Here is a 13,824-nt window from a genome sequence, read left to right as displayed (position 1 = left end):
TCATTTCTATTGATACTTATCGATTTTTGGCAAGAACAATTTTGTATAAGAATAGATGCAGATTGTTCACTATGTAAGAAAAAAATTAATTGATGTATTAATCAGGAGGTGACCCCTTACTCGTTTCATACGAGATAAGGAAACTTATTGGACATATTTAACTTGGTTTTTATAGCCATTTTGATTGCTTGTACTGCATTTTTTGTAGCTTCAGAGTTTGCTATTATTAGAGTTCGCAGTTCAAAAATTGATCAGCTAATCGAACAAGGAAACAAAAGTGCAATTGCAGCAAAAAAAGTAATTATGAATCTTGATGAATACTTATCTGCATGTCAATTGGGTATCACGATAACAGCCCTTGGAATTGGCTGGTTTGGTGAAGAAACAATTCAACACTTTATTGGTCCTTTACTAGAATTGATTTATGTACCAGAAACAGCTATAAAAATCCTATCGTTTTCACTTGCTTTTGCTATTATCACTTTTTTGCAAGTGGTAGTTGGGGAACTGGCGCCAAAAACAATAGCTATACAAAAGGCAGAGCTTATCACGCTAATTACCGCTCGCCCTTTAATTATTTTTTATAAAATTTTGTATCCGTTTATTTGGCTATTAAATAATTCCGCAAGAGTAATTATAGGTTTTTTTGGATTTAAGCCTGTTTCAGAACATGAACTTGCTCATTCTGAAGAAGAGCTTAGAATTATTTTTTCTGAGAGTTACAAAAGTGGAGAAATTAATCAATCTGAGTTTAAGTATGTAAACAAAATTTTTGAATTCGATAATCGAATTGCCAAAGAAATCATGGTTCCGCGCACTGAAATTATTTCTCTCGAACAAACAAGTACCTTGGAGAATTTATTGGAATTAATCTATAAAGAACAATTCACCAGATATCCTATAACGGATGGAGATAAGGACCATATCATTGGTATGATCAATGTAAAAGAAATCATGGCCGAACTCCTTCGCACAAATGACTTGCACGAGAAAACACTTGAGCCTTATATAAGGCCAGTAATTAGGGTTATTGAAACTTTCCCTATTCAAGATTTACTTGTAAAAATGCAAAAAGAACGAATTCATATGGCTATTTTAATGGATGAATATGGTGGCACTTCTGGGCTGGTAACCGTTGAAGATATTATCGAAGAAATTGTCGGCGATATCCGCGATGAATTTGATGTAGATGAAATCCCAAGTGTGCAAAAGGTGAAGGAAGATCATTACATTATTGATGCAAAAGTATTGCTTACTGAAGTAAGCGGATTGTTAGGCATTGATTTACATGATGAAGACATCGATACACTAGGAGGATGGATTTTAACCTCAAAATATGAAGCGGCTGAAGGCGACACTATTATGTTTGAATCCTTTACTTTTAAAATATTAGAAATGGAAGAACATCATGTTAAATATATTGAAGTGCAAAGAATTCCCGAAATAAATAGGAATAAAGAGACTGCTGGCGAGCTGGAAGTTAACAATACTGCTATCTCAGCGCCAACAAATGCTGAGATTGTATCCTAGGGAATTCTGCCCTAATTAAAAAGGAAGCAAAATGCTTGATGTCAAGCATTTTGCTTCCTTTTTCACTCTAAATGATCATTTGTTTCATCAAATTTATATCCTACCCCCCATATAGTATGAATAAATGGCTGCTCTTTTGTTCCAATTTTATTTCTTAACCTTTTAATATGAACATCTACGGTTCTTTCATCTCCATAAAATTGATATCCCCAAACCCTATCAAGAAGTTGTTCTCTTGTAAATACTTGCTTAGGATTGCTGATTAGATAATAAAGAAGGTCAAATTCTTTTGGGGTCAAATTGGAAAGAATTCTTCCGTTATACATTACTTCCCTTGTTTCTTTGCTGATTTTAAAATGTTCGCTTTCTAAATAGTTTTGTTCTTGCTTAACAGAAACATCTTTTTGATAACGCCGCGTAACCGCCTTAATTCTTGCCATTAACGTCAATGGGCTAAATGGTTTTGTAACATAATCGTCTGCTCCCATCTCTAATCCCAGCACTTGATCCGAATCGCTGTCTTTTGCTGTCAGCATAATAATAGGGACTGTACTAACTTCCCTGATCTTTCTGCATATAGTGACACCTTCCATTCCTGGAAGCATCCAATCTACAATAATAATATCCCAATTTTGATTTTCCATAAAAAAGTCTAATGCTTCTTTTCCATTATGAATAAATTTACCCTCATAGTGTTCTTTTAAAAAAAACATTTCAAGCATAGAACATACACTTTCATTATCTTCTATAACAAGTATCTTCATTTTATCCATCCTCACCAATTTATCCATTCCACCACTGCCTATTTTGGTTACTTATATTATAGCAAAAATTACCGCTAGACAATCATGTTGTCTTCAGGCAAATGTGACATTGCCATAAAAACCATATGATATAGAGCTTGTAATCATGGAATAGAGGTGTCTTCTTCTTTTCCTTTAGAGGTTTCACTCCTTCTTTTCTAATCCATATAATACCTAAATGATCAATGCAATTTAACACAGTTTTTCTTAAATAAAAAAACAAATCAGATTTTCTTCTGATTTGTTTTTTTGAGAATCAAATAGATGGAAAATTACTCAATCCCTCTCCCGCTTCTTTTTTATTAAATCCATGTACTGATTTTTTCTAATGGAAGACGATCCGTTTCACGTCCAGGAGATGCAGCTTTTCCAATTGTAATGAGCATGATTGGTAAATAGCGTTCAGAAATTTGAAACTCTTTCACAAAAGCAGCACGATTAAATCCGCCAATTGCACAAGTGTCTAAACCAGCCCCTTTAGCCGCTATCATTAGTTGCATGGCAGCCAGCGAAGCATTGCTGTTTGCTGCATCTCTAGGATAATCTGGATTTTGGTAGGCTCCATTAATTTGCCCTTTAATCATTTCTCCGATTTCTTCTGTCAGTCTGCCTTTTTCAATATCTTCAGCAAAAATTTGTTGTGCATTTTTATTTGCTTCCAAATCTCCTAAAATGGCAATAACAGCAGAAGATTGCGCAATTTGTGCTTGGTTAAAGGCAATTGGCAATAGTTTTTGCTGTGCTTCTTCTCCATGAAAAACAACAAAATGCCATTGCTGCAAATTCCAAGCGGAAGGAGCTCTTCCTGCAAGGGTCAAAAGCTCTTCTATCTCTGCTTTTGTTAATTTATAGTTTTCATCATATACTTTAACTGCTCTGCGATCTTTCAAAACTTGAAAAAACTCAGTACTATTAATGGTTGCTGTCATAACTTTCCTCCTAATATCCGCTTACTTTTTGTAACTTGTAAATAGAATAGTATAACTAATTTTTAAATTAGTCAACCATTACATCATTTAACATGTATAATCCTTTTCCTTTTAGGGAACTTTTATTGTACATTTATAATGCACATTTATTTTTTATAAAGGAGTTACTACTATGATCCATATAATCGGTGTTACCAATGAAAATAATGTAGTAACAAACATATCATTGGAAGAATTGTTTCAAAATCAAAACCAATACTTATGGTATTGGATTGATTTTGATCAACCAACGGAAAAAGAAATATTCTATTTGACAAAACCGTTAAATTTCCACCCGCTCTCCATTGAAGACTGTTTACATAATCTGCAGAGACCTAAAATAGATTATTTTGATGACTATACTTTTTTTGTTACGCATAGTCTAGATTCTAAAACGTTTAAAAAAGAAGAGTTGAATTTATTTCTCGGCAGCAACTTTATTGTCTCTTTTCATCATCATTTCTCTACAGAGGTGCAGCTTGTCAAAGAAAAACTGGAAAAAGAAAAAGAAGCAATAAACTGGACTCAATATACTGTCCTTTATCAATTATTAGATCAGCTTGTAGATCATTACTTTCCAATTGTCTATAAAATTGAAGATTTTTTAGCAGAAATTGATGAAAATTCTCAAAATAAAACGATGGAAGTACTTCTAGATGATTTATTCGCAACAAGGCATCATTTATTATCAATTAGACATACTGTTATTCCAATGAGAGATTTGCTCTATCAGTTAATTAACACAAATAAGCTTGCAGCTGTTTGGAATAAGCGGGAATATTATTCTGACATATATGATCATTTATTAAAGCTTGCTGAATTGATTGAATCCAACCGCGAAATAACTACTGATATTAGAGATAGTTATTTATCTTATAATTCCCATCACTCTAATCGCATTATGCAAATCTTGACTATAATTACTACCATCTTTATGCCACTTAGTTTCCTTGCTGGTTTATATGGAATGAACTTTCTTTATATGCCAGAACTTCATTTACGATATGGATATTTTATTTTGCTTGGTGTTATGCTTTTCATTGTTCTTGCCATGTTTTTATGGTTTAAGCAAAAAGGATGGTTTAAATAAGATAGGAACTGCAAATGAAGAAGGATAGCTTTTAACTCAAAAAGCTATCCTTCTTCATTTGCAATCGCAGTACCAAACTAACATATATTGAATTTTCAAACAAATAAATAGGTAATCTTTTTATCGTATGATAAAATTAAATTAACATCTCCTAATCAACTAATGCTTCAAAATCGGCAATTTTTTTCCTTCTTCCTGTTTTCGTTCTTTTTTAATTAAGGTATTTCCTGCTAAAACTTCCATGCAATATTGCGCCTCCTTCTACTAAAATATCTAGGATGCCTTATTGTATGAGAGCAAACTACTCTTTTTTAAAATTTGCTCGACAGAAGCGAGCAACACTTTTAAAGCAGTGCTTTGCTAAAAAAACATTATGTATAGATAGCATCTGGCAAACTAAAATAAATAATTGGAGGAATAAAATGGAAACACCCAGTTTAGATAATCAACTTGTAGCGAACAAGCCTCAGCACAAAGTATTGCCAAAAAAGGTATTAGCGCAAAGGGCTTTTTTTATTATTGTCGGCAGTATCTTGATGGGAATAGGCATTGAAGAATTTCTTGTTCCAAACCAAGTATTGGATGGCGGCATTGTAGGCATCTCTATTATCTTATCCCACTTGCTGCACTTCAAACTAGGCTATTTTATCTTCTTATTGAACATTCCTTTTTTTTATATTGGCTACAAGCAAATAGGAAAAACATTTGCGTTTTCCACTCTTTTAGGAATAACCGTTCTTTCTATTACAACCATTATGCTTCATGACGTTCCTGTTTTTACAAATGATTTACTTCTCGCTACCGTCTTTGGCGGAATAATTCTTGGATTTGGCGTAGGCATTGTTCTTCGATTTGGAGGATCATTAGACGGAACAGAAATCCTCGCACTGCTTTTCAGTAAAAAGCTCCCTTTTTCTGTTGGTGAAATCATTATGTTTTTTAATGTGTTTATTTTTATCTGTGCAGGGTTTGTTTTTTCATGGAATCGCGCCATGTATTCTCTTATTGCTTATTTTATTGCATTTAAAGTAATTGATATTGTTATCGCAGGTCTTGATGAATCAAAATCTGTTTGGATTATAAGCGATAATTCCGATATTATTGGGGAAACCATTATTGCCAGATTAGGACGAGGTGTTACGTATCTAAAGGGCGAAGGCGCCTATACAGGAGATAATAAAAAAGTGATCTTCTGTGTAATAAATAGGCTTGAGGAAGCCAAATTAAAAACAATTGTAGAAGAATTGGATCCGGCAGCTTTTTTAGCGGTTGCCAATATAGCAGAAGTTCGAGGAGGAAGATTTAAGAAAAAAGATATTCATTAATACCGCTTATAGTGAGAAATGCATTCTTCTTCATTAAGATAAAGTGAAACTTCAATCAGAAGATCTTTTCACTTTCTTCCACTGATTGCTCCTTGAAGAGAGATAGGAGATAGTCTATGTTCTTTCCTATAGGCTTTTGCTCAGCAAGCTTCTCCCACTTAGATTTTTTTTCCTCTTCACGCTCAAGGTCAGGTGCAAAAGCCCATTAATTAGGGATAAGTGTGGAAAAATCTTCTGCACTTTTTTGCTTGCTAAACATTTATTTATAGGCTGTTTCCCCCTTTGTTTGGGTATATTGATAGCATTCGCTGTTAATTGTTTTTTAAAAGAACTATATTCATGAATAGATGTTTACTTCTTTTTATATTCGTCTATGATTTTTGTATGAGGGAGGACAACAATGAAACAATATGGAACTATTTTTATTTTGCTATTTTCCATTCTTTTTTGTTTTACTTGGATGATAGGATTAGGGTGGGTTTTGGTAGACCATTCCTCAACAACCAGCAATCAGGAGCCACCAGAATCGCCCGCTATCGATAATTCATCTGTCAATAAAAAAGATGGAGTGCACCTGCTTGCACTTGGTGATTCCTTAACGAGAGGAACTGGGGATGATACGGGCAAAGGCTATGTTGGCTACTTAAAAGAAAGCATCGAAAAAGAATCTAATCAGAAAATTACCCTTTCTAATTATGGAATTAAAGGAATGACCTCAGCCAAACTAGCAAAACAAATAAAGGAAACTGAAATAAAAAGGAAAGCTAACCATGCAGATATTCTCTTTATTACTATCGGTGGAAACGATCTATTTAAAGGTGGAGAAACACTGAAACACTATGACAAACAATCCATCTCTGCAATCAGCCGTTCCTATACGACTAACTTAAAGTCAATTCTTACCACCCTTCGCTCTGTGAATAAAGACGCTCCTATTTATTTAATCGGACTATATAATCCCTTTAATAATTTAGAAAACAGCAGCATCACATCAGAGATTGTCCGAAATTGGAATAATGAAACAGCTGAAATTTGTGCTGCCTTTGCCAATGTAATATATGTTCCCACATATGATATTTTCCAGCAAAATATTCAGTCTTTCCTTTATTCTGATCATTTCCATCCAAATGCAAAGGGATATAGATTGATGGCTGAAAGGGTTGCGGCCCTAATATCTTGGGAGGTCGAAACAAAATGAGCGAAATTACGTTAGCTGTTAAACATTTACATAAAAAAATCGGCAAAAAAAGGATTATTAAAAATATTAGTTTTGAATTAAAAACTGGCGAAGTATTTGGCTTTCTCGGTCCCAATGGAGCTGGAAAAACAACTACTATCCGCATGCTAGTGGGTCTGATTAAACCTACTTCAGGAACGATTCATATTTGCGGATATAATATTGAAAAGAATTTCCCTAAAGCAATGGAAAGACTCGGCTGCATTGTAGAAAATCCAGAGCTTTACCCCTATTTAACAGGATGGGAAAATTTAAAGTTTTTTGCGAGAATGCTCAAAAATGTAGATGATCAGCGCATTCAAGAAGTTGTGAATCTAGTTGGGCTGAACAATCGCATTCATGATAAAGTCAAAACCTACTCTTTAGGCATGAGACAAAGGCTTGGGATAGGACAAGCCCTTTTAAACAAACCAAAAGTATTAATACTCGATGAGCCAACAAATGGTTTAGATCCTGCCGGCATTAGGGAAATGAGAGAATTTATTCGGTACTTGGCAGAGAAAGAAGGACTGAGTGTATTAGTTTCTAGCCACTTGTTAAGTGAAATTCAAAATCTATGTGATCGTGTTGCCATTATTTTAAACGGAAAAATTATCCATACTGAATATGTGCATAATCTATTGGCAGAACAGGAAAAGTTGATTTGGCGAGTCTCTCCCCTTGATAAAGGGTTTGCCATTCTAAAAAAAGCGGCACCGTCAGCAAAATTGGATAATGAATATATTATTACTCCCTATTCAGAAAATGCTATAGCCAATTGGAGCAAACTATTATTTGAGGCAGGAATTGATATTAAAGAAATGAATCGAAAAATCCCTTCATTAGAAGACCTCTTCCTTGAACTGACTGGAGGTAGCTCTGTTGAATAATTTAGTTTATAATGAAATGCTTAAACTAGTAAAAAGCAAACGAATAATTGTTGTCACATTAATTATTGCAGTGATGATTTCCATGTTTACATATGCCCAGTACCGTGAAATGGAAAATGTAAAAAAAAGACTTGGTGACACAGATTGGCGAACCACTTTGCAGCAATCGATTATCGATATGCAAAATCGAATCGGCTCAAGCGGAATATCCGAAGAATGGAGAAATCAGCTAAAGGTAAGAATTGACCAGTCTCAATATTATTTAGATCATGATATAAACCCACAAGATCCAGGCGCACCTACTTTTTTGCGGGTTTTTTTAGATAACTCGATACAGCTTTTGCTTCCCTTGATGATCATGATTATCGCATCTGATTTAGTTTCATCAGAAAAAAGCATCGGCACGATTAAACTGCTCCTGACAAGGCCAGTCAAACGTTGGAAAATCCTAATGAGCAAATATATAATACTTATTTTGTCCGTTTCCTTTATTTTATTTATTTTTAGTTTATGTGCGTATGTTATTTCTGGATTATTCTTTGGCTATGGGGGATGGAGTGCACCCATTTTAACTGGATTCACAGTGAAAAATGGAGAATTAAATACTGTTGGTGTTCATCTTATTCCACAATGGCAATATATTCTAATGGCATGTGGACTTGCATGGTTTGTTTCAGTGGTAATTGGAACCTTATCATTTATGCTATCTGTTCTTATTAGAAGCACTGCAGCAGGAATGGGCGTTATGCTTGCCTTTTTAATCTCTGGAACCATTATCAGTTCCATTGCTTCCTCGTGGGAGGCCGCTAAATACTTATTTATGGTTAATTTGCGTTTAACAGACTACCTGCAAGGAAATATACCGCCAATTGAAGGAATGACCCTGCCCTTTTCGTTGTCCGTGCTAGCAATATGGGGAGCAGTTGGATTTATTGTCTCCTTTTTATTTTTTACTAAAAAAGATATTTATTAACAGAAAACAAAACCACCAAATTTCATACTTGGTGGTTTTGTTTTCCTATTTGCTTTGTTCTTGCACTACTAATGAGAGAAATTTATTGTCTTTAATATTATGATTAATTGTGACCAAAACAATCTTTTCTTTGCCATTTTCCTTTACTAAAAATTGAAAGGCATCTTGCACTTCCATTGTAGAAACCTTTTTTCTTCCTTTATATTCATAATCTGTTACCTTTTCATTTGGATAATCTGCTTTCACTACAGCTATTGCAATATTGCCGTATTTCTCATAATCCAATTTTTGCACAGCAATATTATGGGATGGAAACATAATCGCCATTAACAAAATCACTGCAATTAAAATAGGAAAAGAACGATTTTTCATAATAAACCTCCAAGTTTTATTTTTCCTATTATTTGTTTCCCTTTATTTTTTATGTGCTTCTTCCAACTTTTTTACTTCTTGAATTAATATTTTGGGGATTTCCTTATTTCGTTTCCATTCCTCTGGAAATGTATGAAGAGGCGGATTTGTTTCCTCTATTAATGGACATATTTCTATTGTCAATGCAGGAAGCTTATATTTATCTATAAACCAGTCTGTATAGCCTGCACCTATCGCATCCTCATCTGGAACTCCTAATTTGTATCCAGTAGCAGCACTGATTTTTTCAGCTATTTTGCGATCTCTCTCTGTATACTCACCATTTTTATACTGCCAATATATCTCTTGTCCAGAGGAATGGTAACTAATCGCAATACTCGGCTTTATCTTTTCTGTAAATTCAACAATTGCTTTGACTTCTTTCGCTTCAAATGGTTGATGCCCTTTATAATTTTTATATGATGGTCTTTTGCTGGCATAATACAATTCATCCCAGCCGGCAGAATATTGTCTATTTAAATCAATCCCTAGTCCATTGCTTTTCCATTTGGAAAAATCAGTTGAACCTTCATTCATTTTTTTTATATTCCTTTTAGCAAAAAAGGGGAATTTATCTATCTCTCCTTGCTGGATTGTAACCCCATCCGGATTAAGCATTGGCACAAACCAAATAGAGACATCTGCTAATTCTTTGTTTAAATTGGATGAACTTGCATAGTTTTCCACCATATTCATAAGCAATAAAGAAGTAATCCACTCTCTGCCATGATGAGAGCCTATCATCAATATATTTTTTTTGCCGCTTCCCAAATGAATAGCATATAATTTGCGGCCATATTCGGACGTTCCAATTGTTTCTAGTTGAAGACGATCTTTATACTTGCTTTTCAACAGCCAAACATCCTGTTGATATTCTTTATAGGAATACGGTTTGCTGCTGTCTATCACGGCAGCTTTTGAAATAGTTGGAATATATAACAGTTGCCCCAAAAGCAGAATTATCATTATTTTTTTCATCTTAACACCTTTTTTTCCTTATTATGTGAAAAAACAAAAATCTTATTCATCATAAAATATACAGGTAAAAGATGATAATGCTTTTATATCAACATAACCAAGTTTTAGGATGCAATCTTTTTTTGCGTATTCATATACTATTATCATCTCCTTCAGATAAAGGAGGCTCTTGAATTGAATAAAATGGATTATGATCGTGCTCTTTATTATACCCATCGTTCAGAATGGGATAATCTCTTAATATTAATGGTCCGTACAAAAGATAATTTTTTATCAAAAAAAATTGAATCTTTCCTGCATGCATACAATTTTGAACATAACTATTCTGTAATTGAAGAAAATCTTTATTCATTACTCCGCTATATCGAACACGCCAACGAATTAGCAATGGATGAATATATTCACACAAATTTAAGTTAACAAACAGAATTCCACCACCAAAAAGGTGTCCCAAATTTTAGGGACACCTTTTTATGGTAAATCATTATTTTTTATATCCTACTCTATAGATATCATGTCTTCTATCTTTTAGCTGTCTTACTGTTCCATCTTGGCGCTGTCTCCTTAATACCTCTAAATCTACATCTCCAATCATGACCATTTCTATATTGGGATTTGTCTCTCCAACAATCCCATCACGGGCAAATTCAAAGTCAGATGGAGCAAATATAGCAGATTGGGCATACTGAATGTCCATATTTTCCGTTTGCGGAAGGTTCCCTACTGTTCCTGCTATTACAGTATAAATTTGATTTTCAACAGCACGAGCCTGTGCACAATAACGCACTCGCAAATACCCTTGGCGATCTTCTGTACAAAACGGCGTAAAAATAATTTTGGCACCCATATCTGTTGCGATGCGGGCAAGTTCAGGGAATTCAATATCATAACAAATTTGAATAGCAATTCTTCCGCAGTCTGTATCAAATACTTTAACTTGTTCGCCTCGATTAATTCCCCACCATTTTCGTTCATTTGGTGTTATATGTAGCTTATACTGTTTTTCAATCGTGCCATCTCTTCTAAAAAGATAAGCGATATTGTATATTTCATCATCATCTTCTTTTACAAAATGAGAACCGCCGATAATATTTATATTGTATCTAATTGCTAAATTAGTAAATAACTCAATATATTGTTCTGTATATTCCGTTACTCTTCTAATAGCAATGCTAGGAACTTTTTCTTCTAAAAAAGACATCAGCTGTGTTGTAATCAGTTCAGGAAATACAATAAAATCTGATTCTGCATCAGAAGCTACATCTGTATAATATTCCACTTGATTAGCAAAATCCGTAAAGCTTTCAATTTGCCTCATCATATATTGTACGACACAGATTCGCACAGGATAGCTGCTTTTAAAAAAGCGTTTTGTTTGCGGCAAATACTCCACATTGTTCCATTCCATTAAAGTGGCATATTTCTTGGACTGGGTATCATCGGGCAAGTAATCAGGATTTATGCGCATTAAGGTAAAGCCATTAATCAGCTGAAAAGAAAGGACTGGATCATAAATTTTATGATGAGACACCTCTTGTACATATTCCTTTGCCGTCATTTTATCTTCATATTTATAATAATTAGGGATTCTCCCTCCTATTATAATGCTTTTCAGATTTAATCTTCTCACTAATTCTTTTCTCGCTTCATACAATCTGTGCCCAATTTTCATCCTTCTATATTTAGGATGCACCATTACTTCAATGCCATATAAATTGTAGCCATCTGGATTATGATTTGTTATGTATCCCCTATCTGTCACATCATCCCAAGTATGTCTGTCATCATATTCATCAAAATTAATAATTAAACTAGAGCAGGATCCAATAATTTCTCCATCATACTCAGCAACAAATTGCCCTTCTTGAAATAGTCTTAAATGACTTTTAAGCTGTTCTTTTGTCCATGGCTCCATTCCTGGAAAACAAATAGACTGCAATGGCAATATACGTTCAATATCTTGATATTCCATGTTTCGAATTATTAGTTTTTTCTCAAACTTTGATAAATCTAGCTTCGTCATATCACTAAACTCCCTTACATTGTATATTTACTTACATTTCCCTTTTTTTCTATTCTGTAATCTAAATATGTTATTTCTATTCTAATATTCTTAGTCGAATAACAGCAAATCACAGAGATGATATATGCCTTTATAAATATCGTTCTGTTAAACTTGCCTGTTGATTTCCACCCCATTAAATACAATGTCAAAACCACCAATAAGCTTTCATATAACAATAAGAAGAAATAGACGATTGACTTCATTTTATTTACAGTATGGCTGATTTTCTTTATACTTTTTATATGACTTTGTGAATGAATTAAACAAAAATGATTTTCTGGGTCTCTGATACTTGTAGAAGGCATTCTTCTTCTAAGAAAATCATCCAATTTCTTTAACAGAGACTCTTATAAAAGAAATCACTGACAAAGGAGAAATATCTGGTGAAAAATAAAAATAATCCTACCGATGCTCGGGAGTACATTCTTTTTCTTGCATGGATTGCTTCTTTGATAAGCATGTTTGGCAGTTTATACTTCTCCGAAATCAGGGAATTTGAACCTTGCACCTTATGCTGGTACCAGCGAATTCTTATGTATCCACTTGTTATTATTTTAGGATTGGCTGTCATAAAAAAAGACTATAAAATAACCTTCTACACCATGGTTCTCTCTGGAATTGGGGCATGTACCTCTATGTACCACTACTCCATTCAAAAATTCCCTTTTTTATCTAATACAGCTCCTTCCTGCGGAAGAGTTCCTTGCACTGGAGATTACATTAATTGGCTAGGATTCATTACCATTCCATTGCTCGCTTTAACTGGTTTTATCATCATCTTTATCTGCAGCGTTATTGTTTGGAGACAATCAAAAAAAAATAATGAAACCAACGTAGGATAATTCATACTAATAAATAGAGATCCTATAGAACAATAAAAAAGAGCAAGGAATAAATTCATTTTCCCTGCTCCTTTTTTAAATATATTAAGCAAAAGCTTTACACTAGATACGCATTTGTAGCTTCTGTATACATGCTAAATGCCGTGCCATGCATCTCTGTTTCTTTTCGATTCTTGAAGTTCTCAAAACTAAAAGGGAAAAATAATTGAAAGTCATTTAATATATCCACATTTTTTTCAAAAATTTGTTTATAGTCATCCATATTTTCTTTATTTTCCAATATAGATAAAATAGTCTGCAAACTTGTAATCACTTGATAAGAGCTTTTTAATGTACGGATTTGCTCCATTTGCTCATCTGTCGGACTTAATACCCCTAATTTTGAAAAACGTCTAATATCATCATCCGAAAAATAATAAGGAAAAATCGTGGAATAAAATAGTTGAATAAGTTCGTTGATTTTCTCTTCTTGCGTAGGTGTTGATGCGTAAACTACCTTCATTTAAAAGGACCACCCTCTTTTATTTGGTTGAATGTTTTTTTGCATAAAGTGAAACTTCAATCAGTGGGAATTTTCTTCATCCCATACTGATTGTTAGCTGAACCAATCAGGCTTTTATGGGCAGTTATCCCCCCTAGATTTCTCGGTTTCTCTTACAATCCCTTAGGTGGGGGTTTTACTGCCCGTTAATGCGTGATAAAGTAATATCAATAGAATAACATACTAAAATGC

Annotated in this window: 14 protein-coding genes; 8 read left to right on the top strand and 6 right to left on the bottom strand. The window is 33.9% G+C overall.

The window, feature by feature from the left end:
* Positions 1-147: 147 nt before the first annotated feature.
* A complete protein-coding gene (locus tag NCCP28_RS05220; RefSeq protein WP_248560354.1) occupies positions 148-1,530 on the top strand; it encodes a hemolysin family protein in 1,383 nt (460 codons plus the stop codon).
* 62 nt (positions 1,531-1,592) lie between these two features.
* On the opposite strand, the gene NCCP28_RS05215 is transcribed toward NCCP28_RS05220, so the two are convergent.
* Positions 1,593-2,294: a response regulator transcription factor gene (locus NCCP28_RS05215; RefSeq protein ID WP_248560353.1), complete on the bottom strand. Its 702-nt coding sequence runs from the start codon at positions 2,292-2,294 to the stop codon at positions 1,593-1,595.
* A gap of 341 nt (positions 2,295-2,635) precedes the next feature.
* On the bottom strand, positions 2,636-3,262 hold the full coding sequence (locus NCCP28_RS05210; RefSeq protein WP_248560352.1) for a nitroreductase family protein: 627 nt from the start codon (positions 3,260-3,262) through the stop codon (positions 2,636-2,638).
* 172 nt (positions 3,263-3,434) lie between these two features.
* Here NCCP28_RS05210 and corA point away from each other — a divergent pair, with 172 nt between their 5' ends.
* The 5 genes from corA (at position 3,435) to NCCP28_RS05185 (ending at position 8,795) form a co-directional block, all read left to right on the top strand.
* Positions 3,435-4,391 (top strand): magnesium/cobalt transporter CorA, encoded by a 957-nt coding sequence (gene corA / locus NCCP28_RS05205; RefSeq protein WP_248560351.1) that lies wholly within the window; start codon positions 3,435-3,437, stop codon positions 4,389-4,391.
* 422 nt (positions 4,392-4,813) lie between these two features.
* Positions 4,814-5,716, top strand: coding sequence for a YitT family protein (locus tag NCCP28_RS05200; protein WP_248560350.1), 903 nt, complete (start codon positions 4,814-4,816; stop codon positions 5,714-5,716).
* Between the two features lie 400 nt (positions 5,717-6,116).
* Complete coding sequence (locus NCCP28_RS05195) at positions 6,117-6,914, top strand: GDSL-type esterase/lipase family protein (protein ID WP_248560349.1); 798 nt, start codon at positions 6,117-6,119, stop codon at positions 6,912-6,914.
* Positions 6,911-7,822: an ABC transporter ATP-binding protein gene (locus tag NCCP28_RS05190; RefSeq protein WP_248560348.1), complete on the top strand. Its 912-nt coding sequence runs from the start codon at positions 6,911-6,913 to the stop codon at positions 7,820-7,822. Before NCCP28_RS05195 ends, NCCP28_RS05190 begins: the two co-directional genes overlap by 4 nt.
* Positions 7,815-8,795 carry an ABC transporter permease gene (locus tag NCCP28_RS05185; protein ID WP_248560347.1) on the top strand — a complete coding sequence of 327 codons (981 nt, stop codon included), beginning with the start codon at positions 7,815-7,817 and terminating at the stop codon, positions 8,793-8,795. The genes NCCP28_RS05190 and NCCP28_RS05185 overlap by 8 nt, the downstream gene beginning before the upstream one ends.
* Positions 8,796-8,840: 45 nt before the next feature.
* Here NCCP28_RS05185 and NCCP28_RS05180 read toward each other — a convergent pair whose 3' ends face one another.
* Complete coding sequence (locus NCCP28_RS05180; RefSeq protein ID WP_248560346.1) at positions 8,841-9,167, bottom strand: DUF3889 domain-containing protein; 327 nt, start codon at positions 9,165-9,167, stop codon at positions 8,841-8,843.
* 42 nt (positions 9,168-9,209) lie between these two features.
* The gene (locus tag NCCP28_RS05175; RefSeq protein WP_248560345.1) at positions 9,210-10,184 is read right to left on the bottom strand and encodes a M14 family zinc carboxypeptidase; all 975 of its coding nucleotides are present in this window, start codon (positions 10,182-10,184) and stop codon (positions 9,210-9,212) included.
* A 174-nt stretch (positions 10,185-10,358) separates the two neighbouring features.
* On the opposite strand from NCCP28_RS05175, the gene NCCP28_RS05170 reads away from it, so the two are divergent.
* On the top strand, positions 10,359-10,604 hold the full coding sequence (locus tag NCCP28_RS05170) for a YhdB family protein (RefSeq protein ID WP_248560344.1): 246 nt from the start codon (positions 10,359-10,361) through the stop codon (positions 10,602-10,604).
* Positions 10,605-10,668: 64 nt separating this feature from the next.
* On the opposite strand, the gene NCCP28_RS05165 is transcribed toward NCCP28_RS05170, so the two are convergent.
* Complete coding sequence (locus tag NCCP28_RS05165) at positions 10,669-12,207, bottom strand: bifunctional GNAT family N-acetyltransferase/carbon-nitrogen hydrolase family protein (RefSeq protein ID WP_248560343.1); 1,539 nt, start codon at positions 12,205-12,207, stop codon at positions 10,669-10,671.
* 425 nt (positions 12,208-12,632) lie between these two features.
* Here NCCP28_RS05165 and NCCP28_RS05160 point away from each other — a divergent pair, with 425 nt between their 5' ends.
* Positions 12,633-13,091 carry a disulfide oxidoreductase gene (locus NCCP28_RS05160; RefSeq protein ID WP_282579525.1) on the top strand — a complete coding sequence of 153 codons (459 nt, stop codon included), beginning with the start codon at positions 12,633-12,635 and terminating at the stop codon, positions 13,089-13,091.
* Between the two features lie 97 nt (positions 13,092-13,188).
* Here NCCP28_RS05160 and NCCP28_RS05155 read toward each other — a convergent pair whose 3' ends face one another.
* On the bottom strand, positions 13,189-13,593 hold the full coding sequence (locus tag NCCP28_RS05155; RefSeq protein ID WP_248560342.1) for a DUF5365 family protein: 405 nt from the start codon (positions 13,591-13,593) through the stop codon (positions 13,189-13,191).
* Positions 13,594-13,824: the final 231 nt, after the last annotated feature.

The organism is Niallia sp. NCCP-28, from assembly GCF_023168165.1.
Taxonomy (GTDB): domain Bacteria; phylum Bacillota; class Bacilli; order Bacillales; family Cytobacillaceae; genus Niallia.
The sequence above is the reverse complement of the archived record's forward strand: the minus strand, read 5'-3'. Positions and strand labels throughout refer to the sequence as shown.

Bases quoted from the DNA above. Each gene is read 5' to 3' on its own strand.
- NCCP28_RS05215 (WP_248560353.1), bottom strand. From the start codon at position 2,294: ATGAAGATACTTGTTATAGAAGATAATGAAAGTGTATGTTCTATGCTT.
- NCCP28_RS05210 (WP_248560352.1), bottom strand. From the start codon at position 3,262: ATGACAGCAACCATTAATAGTACTGAGTTTTTTCAAGTTTTGAAAGAT.
- corA (WP_248560351.1), top strand. From the start codon at position 3,435: ATGATCCATATAATCGGTGTTACCAATGAAAATAATGTAGTAACAAAC.
- NCCP28_RS05200 (WP_248560350.1), top strand. From the start codon at position 4,814: ATGGAAACACCCAGTTTAGATAATCAACTTGTAGCGAACAAGCCTCAG.
- NCCP28_RS05195 (WP_248560349.1), top strand. From the start codon at position 6,117: ATGAAACAATATGGAACTATTTTTATTTTGCTATTTTCCATTCTTTTT.
- NCCP28_RS05190 (WP_248560348.1), top strand. From the start codon at position 6,911: ATGAGCGAAATTACGTTAGCTGTTAAACATTTACATAAAAAAATCGGC.
- NCCP28_RS05180 (WP_248560346.1), bottom strand. From the start codon at position 9,167: ATGAAAAATCGTTCTTTTCCTATTTTAATTGCAGTGATTTTGTTAATG.
- NCCP28_RS05175 (WP_248560345.1), bottom strand. From the start codon at position 10,184: ATGAAAAAAATAATGATAATTCTGCTTTTGGGGCAACTGTTATATATT.
- NCCP28_RS05165 (WP_248560343.1), bottom strand. From the start codon at position 12,207: ATGACGAAGCTAGATTTATCAAAGTTTGAGAAAAAACTAATAATTCGA.
- NCCP28_RS05155 (WP_248560342.1), bottom strand. From the start codon at position 13,593: ATGAAGGTAGTTTACGCATCAACACCTACGCAAGAAGAGAAAATCAAC.